Genomic DNA, 25,062 nt, shown 5'->3' on the forward strand with positions numbered 1-25,062 from the left:
ATTCCTCTTTTCAGGCTGCCCAACAATCGAGGAGACCTGCGCGGTGTTCCGATCAAACGGGCCCGCGCTCCGGCTCCGAGCTAAAGAGGGAAATTGATACGACTTGGGATCATTGGCGCGGGCGCCGTGGCACACTTCCATGCAGCATCCGCAGCGCGGATCAGCAACGTGGAGTTGGCCGCCGTCTGCGACCTGCGGGATGAAGCCGCACAGAGGGTCGCATCGCCATGGGGGGCTTCCGTCTATGGGGACTATCGGGCCATGTTCCGTGAGGCTGGCCTGCACGCGGTCATCATCAATACTCCGCACGCACTGCACCTCGAGATGGTGGTGGCCGCAGCGGACCACGGGTTACACGTGCTGGTGGAAAAGCCCATGGCCACCACGATCGCCGACTGTGATCGCATGATCCGTGCCTGTGATGAGGCCGGAGTGGCCTTGGTGATCGGCCAGATTCAGCATTTCCTTCCGGAGAAGCTGGCGGCGGAGGAGGTGCTGGCCAGCGGAGAACTCGGCCGTGTCCTGATGATCCGCGATTACAGGACTACCGACTACCGTCCCGGGAGCCGTCCGGACTGGTTCTTCAGCGAGGCCATGGCTGGTGGTGGCGCACTCATGAACATCGGCGGCCACTGCCTTGACCGCTCCATCTGGTTTGGTGGCGCCGCAGTTGGATCGTTGAACGCCTCCACCCTCAATCGCTTCGGTGTTCCCGTAGAAACCGACGGTGCCATCGCGCTGACGCTCAGAAACGGAGTCCACGTCAGCATCTCGGTGGTGTCCGATGCTGCCCAACGCGTGGACGAGGTCCTTGTCGTGTGCGAACACGGCACCATTTCCTGCAGCCCACACAACGGAACGTTGGTCCGCAGCAATGGTGCCACCCGCACCGTGTGGGAGCCACAGCCGGAGGATATCCAGCAAGGCTTCTTCCTGCAGTTGCAGGACTTCGTCACAGTACTCGACGGCGGAACACCGAAAGTCAGCGTCGACCACGCCCGCCACATCGTCGAGGTAGTCCTGGCGTCCTACGAGGCAGCCACATCAGGCAACCCCGTGGTTCTCAACGCGTCCCGCGATGCCACGAATACCGCTCGCATCCTGAGCGAAGTCCCCTAGAGAGCGTGGCCGGCTGCGGCTGTGCCATCCCAGTTGGGTGGAATGAACGCCCCCAGGGGATCGTCCAGCACGGACGCAGTCTGGCCTGCGCCGGCTACCGGAAGCCAGCTGCCATCGAGCCCGGGGGCAGCGTGGCGCTGGAACCATTCCTGCAGTTGGGCCCGCATGCCGGCCACCAGCGTTGAATGCGCCGGCAGATCCACCAGATTGAGGCGTTCACCCGGATCAGCCACGAGGTCGTAAAGTTCGTGGGGACCATGAGGAAAGCGGTGCACATACTTCCAGTCCGTGCTGCGAATCATCCGGACCGGTCCGTATTCGTCAAAGACCACGACGGCGCGGTCCCCGGCAGCGGCGGGCGGGCCGCCGCCGTCGGGGTTCCTACCGCCAGCGTCCCCTGCTGGGTCCGGCAGCGCGCGCAACAGCTCCGCGAAGGACTGCCCAGGCCCGCGCTCGAAGGGACGGGAGTCCAGGCCCGCGAGCTCCAGCACGGTGGCAGCTACGTCATAAGCGGACAACAGCTCCGTCAGCACCAGCCCCTGCTGGACCCTGCCCGGGAGCGCGAAGATCGCGGGGACCTTGACGGAGGAATCGTAGACGTTCTGCGGGAACGTCCCGTTGCCCTTGCCCCAAATACCGTGGTGGCCGCAGTTGAAGCCGTTATCACTGCTGAAGACCACAAGGGTGTTGTCCCGGATCCCCAGTTCCTCCAGGCGGCGCAGGATCTGGCCAATCCCGGCGTCCATGGCGCTCACCGCGGCAAAGTACCCCACCAACGCGGCCCGCACGTCCGCCTCGCCGCCGACTGGGACACCCTCCACGGTTGGAGTCCATGGGTGCATTGCCTCCTGCGGGCAACTGACGAACTCGCAGTCGCTGTAGAGTTCCTCGAACCCGGGCGGGTGCTGGCCCTTCCACGGCTTGTGGGGAGCCGTGTAGTTCACGGCAAGGAAGAAGGGTTCGGATTCCTGCGAAGCCTCATCGACGAAGCCCACTGCGTCGCGGGTAATCGCGTCCGTCAAGTATTCGGTGACCAGTTCCCGGTGGCTGGTGCCGCCGTCGAACCTGTACATCACCGAGCTGTCATAGGGACTGCCGCCACCCTCCAGCGCAAACCAGTGGCTGAAGCCTTTCCTCGGAACGTCATTGGCCCCCAGATGCCATTTGCCGGAGAGGCCCAGGCGGTAGCCGGCATCGGCCAGGGCATCCGTGAACAGTGCTTGCCCTTGGAGGTAGTCCACTGCTTCAGGTCCCGTTTCAACGCCGGCCAAGTAGTCGTGGACGCCGTGCCGTGAGGGGATCTCCCCGGTCATCAGGCTGGCGCGCGCTGGTGAGCACACGGGAGAGACGCAGAAGAAGTTCTCCAAGCGCGTCCCACGGGCAGCGAGGGCATCCAGATGTGGGGTGTGGATCTCGGTGTTGCCCGCGCAGCCCAGGGCCCACGCACCTTGGTCGTCGCTGAGGATGAAGAGAATATTTGGCTTCTTGTTGGACACCCTCCATTGCTACGGAAGGCGAAGGCAAGGAATCAATGAGCATTCCCGAATAGCATAAAAATACTCACGAGGGGAGGAAATTACTCCCTGAATACTCTCTAAATTGTGAGGCATGATAAGAGAAATTGTCTGTCCACAGGTGGAGATGGATCATGCCAAAGAGGAAACAGGAACCGCAAGCGGACTCCGGTACCACAGCACTTCGAGACACGGCCAAGGCCAATTTGAAGTTCCAGGACCTGAGTGACGACCTCCGCAGGGACATCATCGCCGGTACGTGGGCGGTGGGGACGAAGCTCCCCACAGAGCAGCAACTGGCAGCAGAGACCGGACTCTCCCTGACCACGGTGCGGCGGGCCTTCGAGGACCTTGTGGGCAAAGGGCTCGTGGTCCGGCGGCAGGGTGCAGGCAGTTTCGTCGCCGCACCCCAGCGTGCGCAGAAGCGCTCCCGTTTTGTCATCGGCGTACTGCTCCCGGACACGCAGCTCTATTACCCGCGCGTCCTCCAAGGGATCGAGGAACATCTCTCCGCCCGCGGTGCAAGCCTGCAGTTGTCCACATACCATTACGACTTCACCCGGGAGAACGCCAGCATCCAGTTCCTCCTGGACGCCGGAGTGGATGGCCTCATCCTGGTGCCAACGCTGACCGGCTTGGCCAACCCCCAGCAGCGCGTTGCCGAGCTCATGGCCTTGCCCGTGCCGGTTGTCCTCCTGGAGCGGAGCCTGGACGACTTGGGGCCAGGCGACCTCACAGAACACGTCTGCTCTGATCACCAAGGCGGAGCGTACGACGCCGTCATGCACCTCCACCGCTTGGGTCACCGAAAGATTGGGCTGCTCACGCGGGCGAACGAGGCCGCTCGCAGCAGCAATCCCACGCAGGCTGCGGTCATCGCAGGGTATACGGCTGCCATCGCGGCGTTGGGGTTGGAGACCGACACGCGCATGGCATTCAGCGCAACGAAGCCGGAGTGGGAAGCCGATCAGGCGGAGCACATGTTCGAGCTGCTGGCAGAAAGTGGCGCCACAGCGGCCTTGGTCTTCGGCGACCGGGAAGCGGCTTTGCTGGAAGGAGCGGCGTCCAGGCACGGGGTTCGGGTGCCGGAGGACCTCGCCCTGGTTTCTTACGACGACGAAATGGCCGACCTCGCCCGAATACCACTCACGGCGGTCTCGCCGGCCAAGCACAGACTGGGCGTCATGGCCGCCGATGTCCTGTTGCGTCGACTGACCGAAGGCGACGCATGTCCGTTGTACCAAATCCGGTTGCGGCCACGCATTGTTGTCCGTGATTCGTGTGGGGCCAGGAAGAGCGGGGTTCCCCAGGTTTCGCGCGCGTTGTGAGGCCCGCTTAGCAGCCGTTCAGGGCGAAATGGGGTGCAGAACGGGCCTCACAACGAAGGTCTAGCGGCTGAGCTTGATGAGCTTTGTCTGGCCGCTGAGCCCGGCGGTGTCCAACGTCAGGGTGGTTTGTCCCGCAGCATTTGTCCCCAGTGTGCCGGCACCCTCCACCACGCTGGACCACGTGCCCTCGGGCAGGGTCAGTGTGAGGCTGGCAGCCTCTTGCGTTGGCTCGCTGAAAGCCAGATTGAGGACGTTGCCGTGCCTCGAGAACACCACACAGGCAGCTCCGGACGCTCCCAAGTCCCCTGCTGTCCCGGGCTTCCAGAACGTGGCTGCCGTGGTCTTCGCGGCTTTGAATTCCACGGATTGCGCTGTGGAATCATTGCGGATCACCCTGTATTTGTTTCCCTGCACCAGTTCTTGGGTCAGGTTCGGCGAGGCTCCTGGCGCCACCACATACGCATAGCTGGCCGGGGCAGATCCGGCGCCGTGGTCTATGTAGAGCGTGGCGAAGTTACGCTGGTGGACCGTGGTACTGCCGTTGACGTTGACCCCAGCCCAACTGCCTGACCGGGTTTCCCGAAGCACGTGAAGTGGAGAATCGTCCAGCATGGCGTAGCCTCCGAAACCCTCCAAATGGACCCAGCGCCCATCGCTCAGTACCTCAGCGCTGCCAGCCGATCCGGCGATGGTGCCTGCCGTCGTCGTGAGTGCATTGCTGCCTTGGTGGAGGTTGCGGTGGTCAACGATGGTTTCCACGCGGGCGCCGGACCCAGTGCTGATGTCCGCGCCGAGGCATACGGTGACATCGCCGCTGACAAACCAGGACTTTCTTGCAGACAAGCCCGTGCGGCCCGGCCCCACCAGATGCTGCCCGACGGCGGCAACCTCGCCCAGCGCTGTGGCGCCGCTCCACTCATTGGCGGGGACCGCAGCGCCCCATTCACCCTCCACCTTGTCCGGCAAGGGCCTGGTGTCCACGGTGGTGCCGGGGAGGCGGTTGTAGTTGGCCGTGGCCCAGAACGCGTCATCATACTGGGCGAGGTCGGACGTGTAGAAGTAGGTCATGCCGGAACCCGTGTGATAGCCGCGGTTGTTCTCTCCATTGCCGCATTCGTACCAGGCAATGCGATTGCTGGACATGGAGAGCGACAATGCCCATCCGGGTCCCCGGTGCATGGTGCGGTCCATCGCCGGGAAGAGCCTGTGGCCTGCCGGTTCTGCTACGGGAGCAACGCCTGTGGCTTGGAGTTCCTTCACCAGTGCCGTCCTGGGCACGCTTGCACTGCCAAGGATTGGGCGGTAGGTATTGCGGGTAATCCAGCCAGCGCATAATCCCCTCCACCGGGCGGCAGTGGCCGGATCCATGGCCCGGGCCAGGAGCAGGATGGCCTCGATGGCCGATGCCCCGAGGTCGTAGCCGGTGTTGGCCTCCCTGCTGATGCTTCTGCCGCGAACAGAATCGGCCATGGCTCCGTTGATCATCACGGGAGCAAACGAACCCTCCACGGCGTCGAAGAAGATGCTGCGCGACGGGTCGGAAACCTCGAATGCCGAGCCTCCCAGCACCGAGAACAGCTTGGACAAACCGGTGAGGAGGACTACACCGTAGGAGCCCGTGTAAGGGGTGGTGCTGTGTTGGATGAACGAACCATCGCGGAAGATTCCATCCCCGCTGGTGACGAACTGCCACACTTGGCTGAGTCCGGCGACTGCATGTTTGAGTTTGGCCGGATCTTCGCCAGCCAGGGACCGGATGATGATTCCCTGGCACAGGTCCACCCTGTTGGCCCCCACGGACGTGATCTTTCCGCGTTTGGGTGGGAACTGCAGCCAGGGGTCGGGCACAAAGTGGTCAATCGCCGCTGAGTAGGCCTGGATTTCGACGGCGGACAGCTCGGCGTGCAGCAGGACCATGGCGTCCGCGAGCGCACGGGGAACGCCGATCTCCCACGACCACCAGTTGCCAACCTCTTCCTTGGCGTCGTTGTAGCAAAGGGTGTTGGCATCAGCAAGCCCGGCTTTGATATCTGCCAGCACTGAGGCATCCCCAAACACTGCCGCCGTGGGTGTCGCCCAGGCAGTGGCGAGCTGGGAAAGGCGCGTATACGTGGTGACCATCTCCGCATCCTTGGCGAAGGACAGATCCGTGAAGACCGATGTCCGCCCGGACGCCCGGTTGAGTTTTGCCAAGGAGTCGGCGGCTTTGGTGTTCACGGCAGCGACCGCTTTGGCGAAGTCCGGATCGCCCGCTTGGATGACATTCCGGCCCGTGATCTGGTCTACCCAGCGGTTTCGCAACGCTGCGAACTCCGCCGCATCCGGTTCGGTTTCAGCCCACGCGTTCCGGGCGAACATCGAGCTGACCATTGCTGCCAGGGACAGGGCACCGGCGCCCTGAAGAAGCGTTCTGCGGGGGAATTGAAGTGACAAGGAGTTGCTCCTAACACTCGTGGCTGGACAGGGTCCGGCGTCTTTCGCCGGGTCCGCCACTGGCTTGGGTTGAAGTCAACGCGATGCCGAAGAGAGGAATAAAGCAGTACCTGGTCACGTCCCCGTCGCTGGAAACGTGCGAGACCGCTGGAACTTTCCGGCGAAGCCACAGTGTTCCAGCGAAGTCGCGGGTCCCGCCTTTCTGTAAAGTGCTCCCCATGGATGACAAAGCGATGTTGCTCGGGTATCTGCGGCTCCGGAGGGCGGACCTGCTCGGCAAGGTGGAGAACCTCAGCGAGTATGACGCCCGCAGGCCCATGACTCCCACAGGAACCAATCTGCTGGGCCTCGTGAAGCACGTGGCCAGCGTGGAGCTCGACTATTTCGGGGTGACATTCGGGCGGCCCAGCGGCAGGGAGATGCCGTGGCTGGCGGAGGACGCCGAACCGGATTCCGATATGTGGGTCCCTGCCACCGAGAGCCGGGAAGAAATCCTGGAGTTGCACCACTTTTCCGCGAAGCACAGCGATGAAACCATCGAGACCCTCCCTTTGGACGCACCGGGCGTGGTGCCGTGGTGGTCGGACGAGAAGAAGAACGTCACGCTCCACCAGATACTGGTTCACATGTGCGTGGAAACCGCCAGGCACGCGGGGCACGCAGACATCATCCGCGAGCTCATCGATGGCTCCGCGGGGCAGAGGCCGGGCGATCCCAACATCCCCGGCCGTAACTCCGAGGAATGGGCAGCCCACCGGTACCGCATCGAAGAAGCAGCCCGGGAGGCAGACCGCCGGCACTGGTGAACCTTCACAGCCACTGCATATGTTGGGCAAACCTCCGGCGTAGCCTCGCTCCGTAGAAACGAGGCATGACTCCTGCAAGCCTCCCCCACAAACTTGATGCGAACTTGAGCCAAACGAAAAGGTTCCTTGATATAGCGGCGCCACGCTGGAATCAGTCGGAACACCAATACCGAGGGGTTTCGGCAACGAATCTCAAGTATGAAAGACATCGATGTGGGGGACGCAATGGAGCAGTCATCAGCACTCAGTGAGGTAGTTGCCGTGAAGGGCATCATCCAGGATCAACACCCCGTGGATTTTTACGCGCTGGGCGTCGCTGGATGCATCGACCGACTCGCCGCGCCGCTCCGACGCACCGGCGTCACCGTGCACTGGCACACCCCGCATCATGGCATCGAGATCTCATCGAAAGCCGCCGCCCTCCTTTATCACGTGGCGCAGGAAACCTTCAGCAACACCCTCAATTACGCCGGCGCCAGCGAGCTCACCGTCCGACTCAACGCCGTCTATCACGGCATCCAGCTGACCATCACGGACGACGGCGCCGGTTTTGAAATCCACGCCTCGCCCAGCGGCCGGCGGCACGGTTTTGGCTTGCTGCTGATGTCCATCGCAGTGCACGACGCCGGCGGGACAGTAGACATCGACTCCGCACTCGGGCGGGGCACCAGCGTCAGGGTCACGCTGCCGCTGGATTGAGTCCGATTTGCGACCTTATTTGGGCTCCCAGCCATTTCCCCACCGCATTGCCGGACGTATTCTGTAGCTACTTTTCAGCCTGACATCCCGACGGAATGGCACGAAAATGGCGCGCAACAAGGGTCCAAAGATCGGTCTCGGCAAGGTCCTCCTGAGGGTCTTCGGTTACTTCCTGGTGAGTATCCTCTGCGGAGTGTTGATCTCCGGGCTGGTGGTCCCCGTGGTGGCCTTCACCAGCACCACCGTGGGCGGGTCGATCGGCTTCTATGAGGACCTGCCGAGCGAGCTGAACGTCGATTCCCCCTCCCTTTCCAGCACCATGGTCTCCGCAGACGGCCAACACATCGCCACGTTCTACGCAGAAAACCGGGTCAAGGTTCCCTTGGAGGAGATGTCGCCGTTCATCCGGGAAGCCATCGTGGCCATCGAAGACAGCCGCTTTTACGATCACGCCGGCGTAGACGCGCAAGGCATCATCCGGGCGTTGAGTTCCAACCTGACAAAAGGGACACGGCAAGGGGCATCCACGCTGACCCAGCAATACGTCACCAACGTGCTCAACGAGTCGCGGCTGTCCGAGGGGCGTCCTGAAGACGTGGTGCTCAGCGGCCAGAAAACCATGGGAGACAAACTCCGTGAGGTCAAACTCGCCCTCGAGCTGGAGAAGCGGTTCAACAAGGAACAGATCCTTGAGGGTTACCTGAACATCGTGTTCTTCAACCGGGACGCCTACGGCATTGAAGCCGCATCGCGATACTTCTTCAGCACCTCCGCGAAGGACCTGACCCTTCCACAGGCCGCGCTCCTTGCCGGCCTGGTCAATGGGCCCAGCATTTACGACCCCACCGTGGACCCGGATGCAGCGTTGAGCCGGCGCAACCTCGTCCTGGACCGGATGCTGGAACAGGGCATGATCACGGCAGTAGACCACGGCGTGGCAGTGGCAACACCCATAGAGCTGAACATCACGCCTTCCCGGCAGGGGTGCGCGGGGGCAGCTATAGCCACCTACTTCTGTGACTACGTCTCCCACCTGATCCTCAACGACGAGACCTATGGTTCCACCGTTAACGAGCGCGAACGCCTGCTCTACCGGGGCGGCCTCACTATCACCACCACCTTGGACAGCAGGCTCCAAGCAGTTGCCCAGGCCCAAGTGGACGCCTCCGCCGGGGACAACCCGGACAAGTGGGGCGCGGCCATGACCACAGTGCAGCCCGGCACCGGAAAGATCCTGTCGATGGCCCAAAACACGGTCTTCGTGCCGCAGGAAGGAAAATACGATACCCAGCTGAACTTCAACGTGGACGCCAAGGACGAGAACGGATACGACCTCAACGGCGCCGGCGGGTTCCAGCCGGGGTCCACCATGAAACCGTTCATTTACGCCGAGTGGCTCAACCAAGGCAAGCACCCCACTGCCGTGGTTGACGCCTCACGCAGGGTCTACCCCGTGGGGTTCCCGTGGCGTTCCAGCTGCGGAAGGGTGTTGGGCGGCTACAGCTCCGCCCAGAAGGCACAGAACCTGGGGGCCGACGACGACCTGCAAAACAACGATCCGGGCTATTACCGCGCCATGCCTATCAACTACGGCCTCTACAACTCCATCAACACGGCCACTTTCGCTACCGCAGCCCAGTTGGACTTCTGCGGCATCCAGAAAATGGTGGATACGGTGGGCCTGCACAGCGGGCTCGACAACGCTCCGGTGAACATGCACCAGATCGGCAATCTGCTGGGCTCCATCGGCGTTGCACCACTGGTCCTGGCGAGCGCCTACGCAACCTTCGCCAATGACGGCACGTACTGCGCACCCATAGCGATTACTGAGATCAGCGATGCCCAGGGCCGCCAGTTCGAAGCCCAAACACCCCAGTGCCGGGAGGCGGTGAAACCGGCGGTGGCCCGTGGCGTTAATGCCGTCCTGCAGGATGTACTCAAGATGGGCTCCGGTGTGTGGATCGAGCCCAAGGTCCACACCAAGGTTCCCGTGGCTGCCAAGACCGGCACGTCCAACAACAACGGGGCCACGTGGGTGGCCGGTTACACCACCTCTCTTTCCACGGCGTCGTTCTTCGGCGATACGACGGCGGGACAGCAGCGGGCCGGGCAGAACGTCACCATCAACGGAAAGTTCTACAAATCCCTGGACGGCTACATGATCGCTGGACCCCAGTGGGCCAACTACATGGTGGAAGCCACTGCCCTTTACCCCAGCGGACCCTTCGCAGCACCTGCTCCCCCACCGGCTCCGGCACCCGTCACCACGGTGCCCGCGGTTCCGCGGTTGACGGGACGGTAGCTGGAGCCCTGCGTTGCCGGCAGTTCCGGGCTAGTGAGAGATCTCCGCGTCAGCGCGCGTGCCGTCGTCCTCGTAGCTGTCCACGCCGGCGAGGTGACGGCCCGCGATGTACCCGAACGTCAGCGCCGGGCCCAGGTTGATGCCGCCCGCCGGGTAATGCCCGCCCATGACGTTGGCTTGGTCGTTGCCGGCGACGTACAGGCCCTCGATGGGGACGCCGTCGTCATTGAGGGCCCTGGACCGGCCATCCGTGTAGACCCCCGCAAACGTGCCGAAGCTGCCCGGCACCACACGCACCGCGTAGAACGGCCCCTTCTCGATGGGCCCCAATGACGGGTTCGGCTGGTTGGTGGGATCGCCGCCGTAGCGGTTGAAAGCCGTCTCGCCGCGTCCGAAGTCGGGATCGACGCCGTCACGGGCGTTGGCGTTGAACCTCGCCACAGTGCGGCGCAACTCTGCGGGGTCGATGCCGCATTTCGTGGCAAGTTCTTCCAGCGTCCGGCCCTTGAGGAGGTATCCGGAACGCAGATAGGGAAACAACGGCACGGGCAGCGGTTTGGCCATTCCGAGCGGGAATTTACGCACAAACCGACTGTCCGCGATCTGCCACGACTCCACGGCCTCCCCTTCCGGGGTCGCTGCGATGAGTGCGTCAACGTAGTCGTAGTAGCCGTTGGCCTCGTTCACGAACCGCTTCCCATCCGAACGGACACCGATGCTGCCGGGCTTGGCTCGGTCCATGATGTGCGGGAACACCCCGGTCCGGCCGTTGCGGTATGGCACCAGCGACACCGGGCACCATGCGGCCGGCGACTTCACGTCCGTCTTGAAGCGCGCACCGACGGATTGGGCCAGGTTGATGCCGTCGCCGGCCGTCTCCCGCGGTGAAAGTGTCCAGTGCTCCCATCCGGTGGGAGTCTTGGGAAACAGCTCCTTGCGACGCTGGACATCGTTGGGGAAACCGCCGGTGGCCAGCACGACGCCGCGGCCAGCGTTGATCTGCAGCGCGCCTTCCGGAGAACGCACGACGGCGCCGGTCACCTTGCCGTCGTCGTCGCTGAGCAACGCTGTGGCAGGGGTAGAGACGCGGATGTCGACGCCCAGGTCATCCGCGGACTTCATAAGCCTGCCGGTGAGCGCTGTGCCGTTGACCAACTGCATGTTGCGGCGGTGGGTCAGCAGGTCCAGGAGGTGGAAGCCGAAACGCCACCCCGCGTGGAAGATCCCTTTGAGGTTGCCCTGTGACGCTGAGAGGAACTTGCTGAGGTCCGGCCCTGCCATGATGCCCATGCCGAGGAAGGACGTCTCGTACAGCTGATGGCGCATCTTGTGACGAAGGGCCGGCTTGATGGTCCGGGCATTAAGGGGTTTGGGCCCTACAGAGCGGTTGCCTTTGCCGGCGCCTGGGAGCTTGCCGTAGATGTCGTTGATCTTGCTGCCCGGAACGAATTGCAGTGACGTCTTTTCCTGGAAGAAGCCCACCATGTGTGGGGCAGCCTCGAGGAAGGCCTCTACGTTCTGCTCCCGATAGTCGTCGCCGAGGACGGCACGGAGATAAGCCCGGAATGTCTCCTTGTCTTCGTTGACGCCCCCGGCTTTCGCCAGTGGGTTACCGGGAGCCCACGCCCAGCCGCCGGACCACGAGGTTGCGCCGCCGCAGACTCCGGACTTTTCCACGACGATGACTTTCAGCCCGTGGTAGGCCGCTGTCACTGCCGCAGCGAGGCCTCCGGCTCCTGAGCCGATGACGAGGACATCGCAGTCAAGGGTGGGGAGGGATGGGGTGTTGTTCACGTGGTGCTCCAGGTAAATACGGGGGTGGTGAGGACTGAGTTGGCTGCTGCCTTCAGCTGTTTGGCCCATGCGAGTTCGCCCATGACGGCCACTCTGCTTCCGGAAGGGGTTTCGACGCTGACGGGGGTGTCGGCGGGGAACGACGCGAGCATGGCTGGAAGGTCGAATTGGCCTTCACCCGGCACACCCCGTTCCGAGCGTGACTCAAGGATCAGTCCTTCCCTGCCGGGCGGCGGGATGGACGGACCGTCGCAGAGCTGGATCATGGGGACCAGGCCCGCGGCGTCTTCGAGTTGGGCCCATGTGCCGCCGAAGCGGTTGACGTGGAGTGCATCCACCACGATCTTGCAGCCTGCCCGGTCCGCGAGTTCAACGGCCTGCGGGATCGAACGGACGGTCTGATATGCGATGGGTTCCAACGTGGGGACGATTCCGTAGGCTTTGCCGTCCTGGGTCATCTGCGCCAGATGATCCCCGAAACGGTCCAGGTCCGGATCCGCACACGCAACTGTCAGCGTGGACGCTCCCAGAGCTTGACCCGCCTCCATCATCCGCAGCCAGGCTTCGCGTTGATCGGCGCCATTCTGCAGGCCGGTTCCGTCCAGAAGCAGGAACTCGATGTCTTCAACGGTGATTCCCGTGTCGGCCATTCGAACCAAGGTTTCGCGAAGCATGGGCGAGCCGGGCTGGAGGTTGTACGGGCGCTCCGTGGGTGTCACGGGACGTACGCGTGCACCGATGAAGTCGAACCCGGCCTCAGCGGCGATGCTTACCAGGTCCGGGGGTGCGGTTCCCACAAGGGAGAGCTGTGCAAGTCCGAGCCGACGCACTGGCGTGCCGAGGGGTAGATTGGCGACGGGGGCAGAGGCACCGGGAGAAGCGGGATCGCCGGTCAGCTGCGAGATCGCCGAAAAGCTACGGCGATCCGGCACGTTTCCAGCGAGCTCGGCACCATCAGTGTCATCACTCGCAGTCAGGGCAGCGGCAATTCGTTGGGCTGCGTCGTAGCCGCTCTTGACCGCGTTGGACACGATGGCTGGCGTCTTATCGACGACCGTTCCGGCCACTGCGACGGGAACGGAAGCGGACAGGCTGAGCCCAGCTTCCCGTTGCTCCAGAGTGAGGGGACCGTCCAAGGGCAGGACCGAACGCGAGACCAGCAGCTCCCCCGGGGCTTCAATCCACTCGTCCTGAACACCCGCCCGGCTGATCCGTACGCGGCTGCCGTCAAACTCCTCGATGGTGCTGGCCAGGAAGATCCGCACTTTCGGGTTGGCTTCAAGGCGCGGCACGGCCAGGATCTTGGCGCGACGTCCGGATTCCGGGGCCAGCGCTTCCTGCGGTCCGACCACCAGCACCGAAGTTCCGAGGGCCGCCAGGGTGTCGGCCACGCTCATGGCCACGGAATCAGCGCCCCAGATGGTCACGGCTTCCGGAAAGACCTCCGCAGAACCGTCCAGGATCTCCGGGTGGGCAGCGAGCCAGTCACGGATATCGGAGACGAGAGGCGAGTCGCCGCCAACAAACCCTGCCTCAGGCCGACGACCACCAGTAGCGATGACAACTGCGTCGGCGCCGAAATCGCGGACCAACCCACCGACGTCGGACGTGTCAGCATGGGTACCCAAGCGGACCTCTACGCCGAGGCGCTCGTTCTCCGAGGCTGACCAGTCGGCGAAACGGTGGAAGTCCGGCGTGGACCTCATACGCTCGGCGAGCGCGAACTGCCCGCCGGGCCGTGCGCCGTCGTCCACCAAGGTCACAAGGGCGCCCGCTTCGGCGAGTTCGCGGGCAGCGGTAAGCCCGGCAGGACCGGCACCCACCACCAGCACTCGCGAGGCGGAGCGGACGGCCGGGGTTGAAACGGGAACACGGGAACGACCCACGGCAGGATTGACCGTGCAGGTGACTTGGCCGAGCCCCAGGTTATCGATGCAGACGTTGCAGGCGATGCACGGCCGGTAGCGTTCGCCGCGCAGCACGCCGCCCACAAAAGCAGGATCCGCGTGGATGGCGCGCGCCAGGCTCACGAAATCGCAGGTGCCGCGTGCGAGGACTTCTTCAATGATTTCCGGGCTGTTGAGTCGTCCGGCCATGCCCAAAGGGAGACCGAACTGGCGGTAGGCCTGGGCGTGGTCGGACAAGATTCCGGGCTTCCACTCCCCCGATTGGACGATCCATTCGCCGGCGTCGTAGCTGCCTGCGGAAAGGTCCAGGAAGTCGAGCTTGTCAAGATGGGCTTTCCCGATGATGGCCACTTGCTGTTCTGCGTTGATGCCATCGGCTGGACCTTCCAGCACGGAAACGCGCATGCCCACGATCGTGTCCGGCACTGCTTCGCGAACGGCATCAATGACCAGGTTCATGAAGAACTCCGGGGCCGCGAACTCGTCCTTACGGTGATTGGAAATGGGCGACATGAATTGGTGGATCAGGTACCCGTGCGCGCCGTGGAGGTTGATGACGTCGAAACCAGCGGCCACCGCGCGCTTCGCCGCAGCAGCATAGGCAGCCACGAGTTCATAACACTCGGCAGCGGTGAGTTCCCGCGGAACCTCGCCACCCGCCGTCGGGCAGGGAACCGGCGACGGCGCGAGGTTCTTGAACCCGGAAACGGCGGACTGCGCGGTGCGGCCACCGTGATTAAGTTCGACGGCGGCCAGCGCACCTTCGGCGTGCAGGGCGTCGGTGAGGCGGCGGAGCCCGGGGATCATGTGGTCCGTGTGCAGGCCGAGTTGGTGCGTGCGGCCCTTGCCGTCGGCGCGGACAAACGTCGCTTCGGTGGTCACCATGCCAAGGCCGGCCTTGGCGCGGGTCACAAGGTAGTCAATGTATTGCTCGGTGATGTGCCCATCCGTGGTGCCGTAATTGCGTTCCATGGGGGCCGACGCGAGGCGGTTGCGGAGTGTCTTGGGGGTGCGGCCGTTGCGGCCCAGGGTCAGCGGCATTCCCGCTGAGGGCGTGGTGGAAACCATGGTCAACGAGCCACCTTTTCACGTCCGCGCAGCTCTGGAATGGCTGCGTGGGTAGGCTGTACTGCGGCGAAGCGGACAGGTTGGCCGGTGCGTGAGGACTCGTAGATTGCCAGCAGGATCCGCAAGGATTTCAGCGCGTCTTTGCCCGTGATGGCCGGTTCGGTGCCGGTTTCCAGCGCCTGCACGAAGTCCTTCACCTGCAGTTTGTGGAACGGGATCAGCTGGCCGTTGATGACGGACAGGTCGACGTTCGGTTCAACGCCTTCAGGATGGACAGGCTCGACGACGATTCGCTCACCCACCGCCCACAGGTCGAGTCGACCATCGCTGCCTTCCGGGAACTCCGTCAGGGAAGCCGAGGCGCCCGTTTCGCCGGTAATGCGGAGCTGGATTCCAAGGTTGGGCGATACCGCGGTGGAGGCCTCCAGCGTTGCCATGGCTCCGGAGGTGAAGGTGATCACCGCCGTTGCGGAATCTTCTACCTCTATGTAATCGCCGTGGCGGTAGGTGTTGACCTTTCCGTAAACCTCGGCCACGTCCCCCAGGTACCACTGGAGGAGGTCGATCTGGTGCACGGCCTGGGACATCAGCACCCCGCCGCCGTCGTTCTCCCACGTGCCACGCCAGGTGTCGCGGTTGTAGTAGTCCGGGTCGCGGTGCAGCATGACCGAGCACTGGGCCATGATCGCCTTGCCCAGCGTGCCATCGTCAATCGCGGTGCGGATCTTCTGCGACGCCGGCCAGAAGCGGCGCTGGAAAAGGACCCCCAGCTGGACTCCGGCGTCTTCACAGGCTGACACCATGCGCTCAGCGGACTCCAGTCTGGTAGCTATGGGTTTCTCGCAGAGAACGTTGATTCCGGCTGCGGCTGCCCTCAGCACCACGTCCTCGTGGGTGGGATGCGGCGTACAGACGGAAACGATGTCCAGGTCCAGGGCGAGGAGCTCGTCCACGCTGGTGACCGCGTTCGGGACTCCCCAGGTCTTGGCTGTTGCTGAGGCCCGGTCCGGATCCACATCGCAGACGCCCACCACCCGGACGTTGTCCAATGCAAGGAAAGCTTCCAGGTGGTTGCGGGAAATGGCGCCGCAACCCGCGATTCCAACGCGGAAGATGCGGGGTGCGGTTGCTGACGAAGTCATCGGGTAATCCAACTTTCGGGGCAAATGAGTCGTTTGCTGTGGTTCTGACGTGGAAGGGACCGCGCCGGGCGGCGGAAGCTGCCGCCCGGCGTCGTGCGTGCTGTTTGCTACTTGAGGGAAGTGCGCGGTTTGCCAAGGTCTTCGAGCGGGACGTTGTACGTTTCCCGGGCCGTCATGATGGCGATGCCCGAAGCCACCAGGCACAGGATGGTGAAGCCCGCTACCGGCCACCACCCGTTCGGTCCGGGCTGGGCCAAGAGGGTTGCGATGGCCGGTGCGAAGCCAGCCAGGATCAAGCCGATCTGGCTGCCGATCGCCATGCCGGAGTAGCGGACTGCTGCGGGGAACATCTCAGGGAAGAACACCGTCCACACGCCGTTCCAGCAGGAGTAGAAGACCGTCATGTTCAGGAAACCGAACAGGAAGATCAGGGCGATGTTCTGCTCGCTGATGGCCCAGAAATAGCCGATGGTGGTCAAAGCGCAGCCAAGGGCACCCACCAGAAGGACCTTCTTGCGGCCAACGCGGTCCGAGATCATGGCCGAGATGGGGATGGTCACCATGGACAGGCCGATGGTCACGGCGTTCACGGTGAGCATGAGGGTGCGGTCGATCCCCACGGCAGGGCCGGTGGCATAGGCCAAGGCGTACACGGTGAAGGTGGTCTGCATGACGGAGAACAGCATCACCACGCCAACGCGCAGGACGTCGCGCCACTGGGTTTTCATGACCGCGACGGCGGGAATGGCCTTGGGCTTGTCATGCTCCACGATTTCCTCGAACACCGGGGGCTCATCCAAGCGGGTCCGGATCCAGTAGGCCACCGCAAGCACTACTACCGAGAGCCAGAACGGCACGCGCCAGCCCCAGCTGAGCAGATGCTCTTCGGGCAGGGCTGCCAAGGGGATAAAGACCACCGTGGACAGCACCATTCCAGAGGCATATCCGGTCATCACGAAGCTGGTGAAGAACGCGCGACGGCCTTCGGGTGAGTGTTCCATGGTGAGGGTCGAGGCACCTGCGGCTTGAGCGCCGGCAGAGAAGCCCTGGGCCAGACGGCCCAGCAGCAACAACGCCGTTGCCCAGTAGCCGATTTGTCCATATGTGGGCAGGAATCCGATGCCGATGGAGGCAACGCCCATGATCACCAGCGTGACCATCAGTGCCTGCTTGCGGCCGATCTTGTCACCGTAGTGGCTCATCACCAATCCGCCGAGTGGCCGGGCAAGGTAGCCCACGCCGAACGTCGCCATCGCTCCGAGCAATGCCACTACGGGGTCGCCGCCGGGGAAGAAGATCTTGGGGAAGATCAGGGCGGCGGCAGTGCCGTAGATGAAGAAGTCGTAGTACTCCAAGGTGGATCCGAGGAAGGAGGCGAGTGCCGCCTTCTTGGGCATTTTGACGTGTTCAACCGGCTCTGTTCCAACCGGTTCTGTTCCAAGCGGCGAGGCCGCATTGTTGGCGTCCGAGGGCGAGTGCTGCTGCACGTGTCCCATACTGTCTCCTCATTGAGTGCCGCGGGAAGTGGCACCGCCATGGTGCCTTGCCCGGCAAAGAATTGGACGAGATACAAACCGCCGGCTGCTGCTTTGTTGTGCAGCCCGCCCGGTAGCCGTTGATAACGACTCCCGTAGCTGTGCTCCAGATCACAGGCGATTGTTCCTCTGGAATCGACTGTAGGACCCAGGTCACACGCAGCGGCACAACTTCCCGTTGAACGGGATACGTCTCTTATCTGACCCGTCAGGGCTCCAGGTGGGACAACCACGGACGGGAGCCATAAGGCCGGCGTTCAGCACCCATGGTCCGGGACAAGCCGCGGCCTGCGGCCACCAGGACCGGGAGTATCAGCCCGGCGTCTTCGTCCACAGAGGGCACGACGACGGAAATGGCACCTATGACGGCTTGGCCCTGGCCAAACACCGGCACGGAATAGGCCGTGTTTTCCTCCACCAGGACACCCACCAAACGGGCATAGCCACGCTCACGGATCTGGGCGAGGTGGCTCCTGATCCTGGCAGGGTCCACCTCCGTTGCCTGCGTGGTCTTCTCCAGCTTTCCTGCCAGGAACCGGTCCTGAACCCAGCCCGGCATGTGCGCCATCATGGCCATTCCCGACGACGTCGTGTGGATGTCCAGACGGCCGGCAACCTCCGCCAGGTTCATGACCGTTCCATGCCGGTCCAGGCGTTCGAGGTAAAGAACACTGTTGGTTTCCACATCCGGAATGGACAGGGCAACGTGTTCCCGCACCGCCGCGTGCACACCTTCCAGGAACGGCAAACCGCGACGTCGGAATTCCTCCAGGGGATTACTGCGGGAGGCCAGTTCCCACATCTTCATTCCGACGCCGAACTCGCCGGCAGCGTTGCGCTCCAGGAGTCCGTTGGCTGCCAGGTCCATGGCCAGGCGATGCACTGTGCTGCGGGACATGCCGGTAATCCGGACCATGTCCTTCAGGGGAAGCCACGGCTGGCCTTTGGAAAACGCGTCCATGATCTTCACGACGCGTTCGATCACGGACTCCCCCGACGCCGAGTTGGCCATGATGCCTCCGTAGTGCTTTTCCGGTCGGCTGCATCGCGGACCGCAAACCCAATATAGCCTTGCACTGAAGCGCGAGAATCCGGGAGGCAACGTGGAACTGCGGCAAATTGAGGCCTTCCTGGCAGTAGCAGAGGAATTGCACTTCGGCAGGGCGGCAGAACGGCTCCGCATGGCACAGTCGCCGTTGAGCCAAACCATCAAGAAGCTCGAAAAGGGCTTGGGCGCACCGCTCTTTGTCCGCAACACCCGGTCCGTCACGCTGACCCCGGCCGGGCATTCCCTGTTGCCGCACGCACGCCGGATCCTGGACGAAGTGGACCTGGCACGCAGGGCTGTCAGCGCCGGAACGGGGACCGTCTATGGCAAAATCGCCATCGGCTTCTCGGGTGCACTGAACCATGCCACGCTTCCCCCACTGACACGGGCCCTGCGCCAGCGCTACCCGCAACTCGACGTGACGCTGCGGGGAGGCTTGCTGACCCAGGAAGCACTTCACCAACTGGGCAACGGTGCACTGGACCTGGCCTTTATCGGCCTACCCATCGACGCTCCGTCGCTGGCCACCCGCTGTATTGCCATTGAGCGCCTGGGGGTTACCCTGCCGGCAGACCACCCCCTTGCCGGACAGGCCTCCGTGGAAATGGCCGAGCTGGCCAATGATCCGTTCATCACCATGCCTGCCGCCCAAGGGTCCACGCTGCGTGAGGTCACCTTCGCGGCGTGTGCTGCCGCCGGTTTCCGCCCCAGGATCGCCCAGGAGGTCTCCGACCCCTACACGGCACTGTCCTTGGTGGCCGGTGGCGTGGGCATCAGCCTGATGCCCGGGTCCATTGAAGGGATCATGCCTGCGGGCATCGTCTTCCTGCCGCTTCAAGGCGACGACGTCCTCCTGTTTTCCGGACTCGCCTGGAACCCTGGCTCCATGTCTCCGGCCGTTCGGGCGGCAATCCAACTGGCTGAGGAGGTGCTGCCAACACCTGGGGACTAGCCCACTATGTGTTTTCTGCACATGGTGAGAGACCAACTAAGTATTGGACAAGAGCTAATGCGTTGCCCAGCATTGAGAAAAGCCCCACTCACTCAATGAAGAGGACACCCTCATGGCCACGTTTGCCGTTACATACGCCTACTCCGACTCGACGTCTGCCGGCCGGGATACAGTCCGGCCCGCTCACGTGGAGTTCCTCAAAGCCCAGTTCGACGGCGGTCGCCTCCTCAAGAGCGGCCCTTTCGGTCCGGAGGAATCACCAGGCGCGCTGCTGATCATCGACGGTGACACCAAAGCCGACGTCGAAGCCCTTATGGACCAGGACCCGTTCCATCAAGCAGGGCTCATTGAGGAACGGACCGTGCGGCAGTGGAACATCTTCTTCGGCGCTGATGCTGCGCAGCCGGCAGCCGCGCAGACCGCCGCGCAGAACTGAGGTCCCCCAGTGCTGTCCGCGATCACCGTCTCCAAAGAGACCATTGCTTTTCGGGATTCTCCTGAGCCCGTCCTTGAACCGGGCCACGCCCTCGTCCGGGTCCACAACGTCACCCTCTGCGGCACCGACCTCCATATCTGGGAGGACGACTATCCCACGGAGCTCCCCCTGGTCCAAGGCCATGAGTTCTCCGGCATCGTGGAGGCCCTCGCGCCTGCGAAGACCGGCACCGGGGGCTCCGGAAGGGACACAGTCCAGGAGATCAGCATCGGCGACCGCGTTGCCGTCAACCCCATCATCTACTGCGGCGAGTGCCGCCCGTGCCTCACCGGCCGGTACAACGTCTGCCAGGACGTGGGCTGCCTGGGCTGCTACTCGGATGGGGCACTGACAGAACTGATCAGCGTCCCGGTGGAGAAGCTGTGCCCCGTTCCCGACGATCTCCCGCTGGACATCGCCGCCATGGGCGAACCCGCATCCATCGCCATGCAGGCCGTCAACCGCGGTCGGCCCGAGCCCGGCGACATCGCGCTGGTATTGGGAAGCGGCCCCATCGGATTGCTGGCCACGCTGTACCTGACGGAGCTTGGAGTCACGGTGATCTGCGCCGATACCGAGCAGCACCGGCTGGATCTTGCGGTCGGGTTCGGCGCCGCGGACACCCTGCTGGTCAGGCCGGGAAGCGACTTCCCGGATGAACACCAAGCACAACGCCTTCACTCCATGACCGACGGGTACGGCCCGCAACTGGTCATCGAAGCCACCGGGGTTCCTTCCTCCTTGGAGAATGCCATCAGGCTGGTTGCCAGCGCCGGCAGGATTGTCCAAGTGGGCATCTCGCCGCGGCAAGCCAACGTCTCCATGAAGGACATCCCCTACAAGGAACTGGATCTCATGGGCAGCCGGATGAGCCTCAACCTCATCCCCGACGGGCTCGCCCTGCTGTCCCGCCACCCCGAACAGGCACGTGCCCTCATGACCCACCGCTTCGCATTTGCGGAGGTGCAGAAGGCGTACCGATTGATGCAGGGACGAACCGGGGAGATCGGCAAAATCGTCATCGAGATGCCTGCGGGAAGCGTCGCATGAGCACCTCAATCGTCACCGCGCCCGAACAACTCAAGGCAAGCTACGACGTCGTGATCATGGGCAGTGGCGCCGCCGGACTGGTGGCCGCCGTCCGTGCTGCCGATGCCGGACTGAGCGTCCTGGTGGTGGAGAAGGCGCCGCTGCTGGGCGGCACCACGGCTGCCGGTGGTGGCGTGATGTGGGCACCGAACAACCACCTCGCCAAGGCTGCCGGGTACGAGGACAGCCATGCCGACGGCGTCGCTTACCTCACGGAGGCAGCCGGCCACGTGATGACGGCCCAGGAAATTGAGTGGTACGTGGCCACTGCGCCGCGGGCTGTGGACTTCCTGAACCGGAACACCAAAGTGTCCATGGTTCCCATTGCCCGCCCGGACTACCACATGGACTGGAAAGGGTCCGCGAACGGTGGCCGCGGCCTGGACAACAACGCTTTTGATCCCCAGGACTACCCCGGCCTTTCGGAGCTGATCCGGCCGTCGTCGTACTTCCCTCTGCTCACCATGACCGAACGCGATGAACTCAACGGCCGCGCCGCTGATCCGTTGCTGCTGGAACGCCGGGCGTCCACCGGGATCCGGACCATGGGCGGCGCCTTGGTCGGGAGCCTGATCGCGAGCGCTGTGGACCGGGGCGTGCACCTTGTGGTGTCCAGTCCGGTGGAGGAATTGTCACCGTCAGGTGCCGGGTGGATGGTGAGTCTCGGCGGCGTTTCTGCCGACGCGACCGTGGCCGCGACCGCCGTCGTGCTTGCCTCTGGTGGGTTCGAATGGAATCCGCGGCTTCGCAGCGCGTTCCTGCCGTATCCGGTGACGCCCATCAGCGCCCCGTCCAACGAGGGCGACGGCTTGGAACTCGGGCTGAAGGCCGGAGCGGCTGTGGAGGACATGACGGCAGTGTGGGGCGTTCCGGTGATTTCGACGGCGGCCCATCAGTACGACGGTCAGCAGTCGGGGCGTATGGGAAACGTGGAGATGACGTTGCCGGGATCCATCACCGTGAACAGCGACGGCAAGCGTTTCGTCAACGAGGCGCTCAACTATCACGACGCCAGCAGGGTCTTCGCCTCGATCAACCCGCATACGGGCAGGCAACAGAACAACCCGGCGTGGTTGGTTTTTGATTCCGCCTATGTGGCCAAATACCCGGTGGCGGGCTCCTCGCCGGGCGAACCCGCAGAGTGGATGGTGTCCGCGCCCAGCCTGGAACTCCTGGCCAAGGAGGTGGGCATCAACCCAGCCGGTCTCAACGCCACAGTTTCCCGGTTCAACGCCGACGCGGTCCTCGGCGTGGACACGGAATTCGGCAGGGGCGCCACTCCCCAGGACCGATTCCTGGGCGATGCCGGGAACACCCCCAATCCTTGCCTGGCGCCCTTACTGGTGGCTCCGTTTTATGCGGTTCCCATCCGGGCAGGCGTACTCGGCACGTCGGGCGGATTGGCTACGGACTTCAGTGGTCGCGTCCTGGACCATCGGCAGCAGCCCATCCCGGGACTTCATGCGGCGGGCAACGTGTCGGCCGGGGTCTTCCGCAACAACTACCCCGGTGGCGGTGCCACCCTTGGTTCCGCGATCACCCGTGCCTTCGCTGTCGGGGAAGATCTCGCGGCCCGGCTGAAGTAGCCGACCCTTGGGGGGACGGAAACGCCCGACGGCGACTACCGCCGTCGGGCGTTTGCGTTGCCAGGCCCGCTCTACACCCAATACCCACGCCAAACCCTGCAGAGCAGGCCCCACAACGGATGGGCTAGCGGGCGTAGAGCTCCGTGAAGTTCCTGAGAACCCGCATGGGCTCCGTCACGGATGATTCAAGGGCGGCGGCGATGAGTTCATCGGCCTCGTGGGGCGGGAAATAGCCTGCGTTCTTGTAGATGTTGATGCGCGTGATGATCCCGTCAGCATCCAGTTCCGGGTGGAATTGTGTGGCGTAGAGGTTGTTTTTGATGCGGAACATGTGCACCGGGCAGGCAGCTGAGCTGGCCAACAGCACCGCATGTCCGGGTAGTTCGCTGCACGCTTCCTTGTGACCCACAAAGGCGTCGAAGGTGCGTGGGACGCCCCGAAGCATGGGGTCACGTTCCCCGTCGGCGGTGAGCGTGATCTCCGTGGGCCCCACAGGCTCGCCAAAGCGGCGGTCAATCGTGGCCCCTTGGTGAACACCCAGGGTCCCGACGCCGTAGCAGGCACCAAGGAACGGGAAGTCCTCGGCCACTATCCGGTCCAGAAGGGATGAGAGTTCCGTCTCAACCCGGATCTGGTCGGAGCTCTTCTCCTCCACAGGATCGCTGGACGTATAGGGGCTGCCGCCAACAATCACCCCGGAATAGTCCGACAGTTCAAGCGCCGGCAAAGGCCCGGATTCCAGCCGGATACGGACCAATTCTTCCGGTTTCAGGCCGCAGTAGCGGAGGTAGGCCTGGTATTCGTCATCGGCTGCTGCGTCTTCGGCGCGGGTGGCCAGCAAAAGGAAGGGCTTCACAGGCCCAGTCTGCGCGAGGAATGCCTGACGAACAAAGTGTGTTGGCCCGAAGGGGGTTTCTGACAGAGACTCCCTTGCATCGCCGTGGCTGCATAACGTTGGTAGGGACCCCTATGACACACCTATGACTCATTTCTGAGGAGCAATCTTTGAAGCAGGACCCTTTGGTCGTCGGCACGCAATCGCCCAAGGCGTCAGTTGCTGCACCGCAACTCCCCAAGAAGATCCCGTGGGGTGGCCTTCTGGTTCTGGCGGCGGCAGGGTTCACGGCTGTGACCACAGAACTCCTTCCCTCAGGCCTGCTTCCCCAAATCAGCCGCGACCTCGGAGTGGACGAGTCGGCGGTGGGTTCGCTGACCGCGGTCTATGCGGCCATCATCGTTTTCACGGCCCTCCCGTTGTCCCGGTTCCTGGCCGGGCGGCTTCCCCGGAAGACCCTGCTCATTGCCACCGTGCTGGCCTTTGCCCTGAGCAACGTGCTCCTCGCTTTCAGCCCCTCCTTGGGTTGGGCGATCGGAGCGAGGCTCCTTGGCGGCATCGCCCACGGCATGTTGTGGTCCAGCATGGCGCCGTATGTGGCCCGCATCGTCCCCGCACATTCCGTGGGCAAGGCCATGGCTGTGGTCTTCAGCGGCAACAGCATCGCGTTGGCCGTCGGTGCTCCCATCGGAACCTTGATGGGATCGCTCATGACCTGGCGCGCCTCGTTCCTGGTCCTGGCCGGAGTTGGTGTGTTGCTGGCTGTCTTGGCTTTTTGGCTGCTCCCCGGCGCCCATGACCAAGCCAGCCAGAAGACCCCATCCCTACGGGCAGCCATGAAACTGCCCGGCGTCATTGCCATCGCCATCGCATGGCCGCTCCTGCTGCTGGCCCACTTCACACTCTTCACCTACGTTGCCCCGTTCCTCCTCGCCTCCGGACTGCCGGAATCCGCTACGAGCCTGTCCCTTTCCGTGGTGGGCATCGCCAGCCTGGTGGGTATCTGGATTGCCGGCATGACAGCGGACTCCCGCCCGCGCACCTCGGTGATTGCCGCCGTCGGACTCTTGACCCTTGCTTTCGCCCTGCTGCCCGCGCTGGGCGGCACCTGGGTGGGCGCGTTTGGACTGATGACGCTCTGGGGCATCGCGTTCGGAGCGGTGGGCATCTACAACCAGGCGGCGATTCTCCGTGCGGGCGGTGAGCACAAGGATGCTGCCAACGGGCTGACTGTGGTAACCATCCAACTGGGGATCGCCATCGGTGCTGTGTACGGAGCCTTCGCCCTCACCACCGTCGGTGCGCACCTGGTGCCCTTGGCCGCCGCGGTTCCCACTGCGGTTGCGCTGGTGATCATCATTGCCAGCCGTCGCGGCGGCTACCCTGCCGGGGGTCGCGAGAAGCGCCGTTAACATTCCCGAAACACACCG

At 63.7% G+C, this 25,062-nt stretch carries 18 protein-coding genes; 10 read left to right on the forward strand and 8 right to left on the reverse strand.

What is annotated here, in order from left to right:
- Positions 1 to 93: 93 nt before the first annotated feature.
- A complete protein-coding gene (locus tag ABQM86_RS17460) occupies positions 94 to 1,119 on the forward strand; it encodes a Gfo/Idh/MocA family protein (protein ID WP_369745098.1) in 1,026 nt (341 codons plus the stop codon).
- Here ABQM86_RS17460 and ABQM86_RS17465 read toward each other — a convergent pair.
- On the reverse strand, positions 1,116 to 2,615 hold the full coding sequence (locus ABQM86_RS17465; RefSeq protein ID WP_369745099.1) for a sulfatase-like hydrolase/transferase: 1,500 nt from the start codon (positions 2,613 to 2,615) through the stop codon (positions 1,116 to 1,118). The genes ABQM86_RS17460 and ABQM86_RS17465 overlap by 4 nt on opposite strands.
- A gap of 152 nt (positions 2,616 to 2,767) precedes the next feature.
- Between ABQM86_RS17465 and ABQM86_RS17470 the strand changes: the two genes are divergently transcribed.
- Entirely contained in the window at positions 2,768 to 3,961 is a 1,194-nt protein-coding gene (locus ABQM86_RS17470) for a substrate-binding domain-containing protein (protein ID WP_280623528.1), read from the forward strand.
- 60 nt (positions 3,962 to 4,021) lie between these two features.
- Here ABQM86_RS17470 and ABQM86_RS17475 read toward each other — a convergent pair whose 3' ends face one another.
- Complete coding sequence (locus ABQM86_RS17475; protein ID WP_369745100.1) at positions 4,022 to 6,394, reverse strand: polysaccharide lyase 8 family protein; 2,373 nt, start codon at positions 6,392 to 6,394, stop codon at positions 4,022 to 4,024.
- Between the two features lie 218 nt (positions 6,395 to 6,612).
- On the opposite strand from ABQM86_RS17475, the gene ABQM86_RS17480 reads away from it, so the two are divergent.
- The 3 genes from ABQM86_RS17480 to ABQM86_RS17490 all read left to right on the forward strand — a co-directional run bounded on the left by ABQM86_RS17480 (position 6,613) and on the right by ABQM86_RS17490 (position 10,201).
- A complete protein-coding gene (locus tag ABQM86_RS17480; protein WP_369745101.1) occupies positions 6,613 to 7,200 on the forward strand; it encodes a DinB family protein in 588 nt (195 codons plus the stop codon).
- A gap of 198 nt (positions 7,201 to 7,398) precedes the next feature.
- Positions 7,399 to 7,899, forward strand: coding sequence for a sensor histidine kinase (locus ABQM86_RS17485; protein ID WP_242703397.1), 501 nt, complete (start codon positions 7,399 to 7,401; stop codon positions 7,897 to 7,899).
- Between the two features lie 106 nt (positions 7,900 to 8,005).
- Entirely contained in the window at positions 8,006 to 10,201 is a 2,196-nt protein-coding gene (locus ABQM86_RS17490; protein ID WP_280623535.1) for a transglycosylase domain-containing protein, read from the forward strand.
- A 30-nt stretch (positions 10,202 to 10,231) separates the two neighbouring features.
- On the opposite strand, the gene ABQM86_RS17495 is transcribed toward ABQM86_RS17490, so the two are convergent.
- The 5 genes from ABQM86_RS17495 to ABQM86_RS17515 all read right to left on the reverse strand — a co-directional run bounded on the left by ABQM86_RS17495 (position 10,232) and on the right by ABQM86_RS17515 (position 18,659).
- A complete protein-coding gene (locus tag ABQM86_RS17495; protein ID WP_369745102.1) occupies positions 10,232 to 11,995 on the reverse strand; it encodes an FAD-dependent oxidoreductase in 1,764 nt (587 codons plus the stop codon).
- Positions 11,992 to 14,970: an FAD-dependent oxidoreductase gene (locus tag ABQM86_RS17500; protein WP_369745103.1), complete on the reverse strand. Its 2,979-nt coding sequence runs from the start codon at positions 14,968 to 14,970 to the stop codon at positions 11,992 to 11,994. Before ABQM86_RS17500 ends, ABQM86_RS17495 begins: the two co-directional genes overlap by 4 nt.
- A 2-nt stretch (positions 14,971 to 14,972) precedes the next feature.
- Entirely contained in the window at positions 14,973 to 16,112 is a 1,140-nt protein-coding gene (locus ABQM86_RS17505) for a Gfo/Idh/MocA family protein (protein ID WP_369745104.1), read from the reverse strand.
- Positions 16,113 to 16,219: 107 nt separating this feature from the next.
- Positions 16,220 to 17,608, reverse strand: coding sequence for an MFS transporter (locus tag ABQM86_RS17510; protein WP_369745105.1), 1,389 nt, complete (start codon positions 17,606 to 17,608; stop codon positions 16,220 to 16,222).
- 247 nt (positions 17,609 to 17,855) lie between these two features.
- Positions 17,856 to 18,659, reverse strand: coding sequence for an IclR family transcriptional regulator (locus tag ABQM86_RS17515; RefSeq protein ID WP_207594747.1), 804 nt, complete (start codon positions 18,657 to 18,659; stop codon positions 17,856 to 17,858).
- A gap of 91 nt (positions 18,660 to 18,750) precedes the next feature.
- Here ABQM86_RS17515 and ABQM86_RS17520 point away from each other — a divergent pair, with 91 nt between their 5' ends.
- The 4 genes from ABQM86_RS17520 to ABQM86_RS17535 all read left to right on the forward strand — a co-directional run bounded on the left by ABQM86_RS17520 (position 18,751) and on the right by ABQM86_RS17535 (position 22,797).
- Complete coding sequence (locus ABQM86_RS17520) at positions 18,751 to 19,647, forward strand: LysR family transcriptional regulator (protein ID WP_369745106.1); 897 nt, start codon at positions 18,751 to 18,753, stop codon at positions 19,645 to 19,647.
- A 112-nt stretch (positions 19,648 to 19,759) separates the two neighbouring features.
- The gene (locus tag ABQM86_RS17525) at positions 19,760 to 20,083 is read left to right on the forward strand and encodes a YciI family protein (RefSeq protein ID WP_280623550.1); all 324 of its coding nucleotides are present in this window, start codon (positions 19,760 to 19,762) and stop codon (positions 20,081 to 20,083) included.
- 9 nt (positions 20,084 to 20,092) lie between these two features.
- Positions 20,093 to 21,172, forward strand: a complete 1,080-nt coding sequence (locus tag ABQM86_RS17530) for an alcohol dehydrogenase catalytic domain-containing protein (protein ID WP_369745107.1) — start codon at positions 20,093 to 20,095, stop codon at positions 21,170 to 21,172.
- Complete coding sequence (locus ABQM86_RS17535; protein WP_369745108.1) at positions 21,169 to 22,797, forward strand: FAD-dependent oxidoreductase; 1,629 nt, start codon at positions 21,169 to 21,171, stop codon at positions 22,795 to 22,797. The genes ABQM86_RS17530 and ABQM86_RS17535 overlap by 4 nt, the downstream gene beginning before the upstream one ends.
- Before the next feature lie 124 nt (positions 22,798 to 22,921).
- On the opposite strand, the gene ABQM86_RS17540 is transcribed toward ABQM86_RS17535, so the two are convergent.
- On the reverse strand, positions 22,922 to 23,653 hold the full coding sequence (locus tag ABQM86_RS17540) for a glutamine amidotransferase (RefSeq protein WP_207594758.1): 732 nt from the start codon (positions 23,651 to 23,653) through the stop codon (positions 22,922 to 22,924).
- A gap of 164 nt (positions 23,654 to 23,817) precedes the next feature.
- On the opposite strand from ABQM86_RS17540, the gene ABQM86_RS17545 reads away from it, so the two are divergent.
- The gene (locus ABQM86_RS17545) at positions 23,818 to 25,044 is read left to right on the forward strand and encodes an MFS transporter (RefSeq protein ID WP_207597646.1); all 1,227 of its coding nucleotides are present in this window, start codon (positions 23,818 to 23,820) and stop codon (positions 25,042 to 25,044) included.
- Positions 25,045 to 25,062 lie beyond the last annotated feature (18 nt).

The sequence above is a fragment of the Paenarthrobacter sp. AMU7 genome (genome assembly GCF_041200195.1).
Classification (GTDB): Bacteria; Actinomycetota; Actinomycetes; order Actinomycetales; family Micrococcaceae; genus Arthrobacter.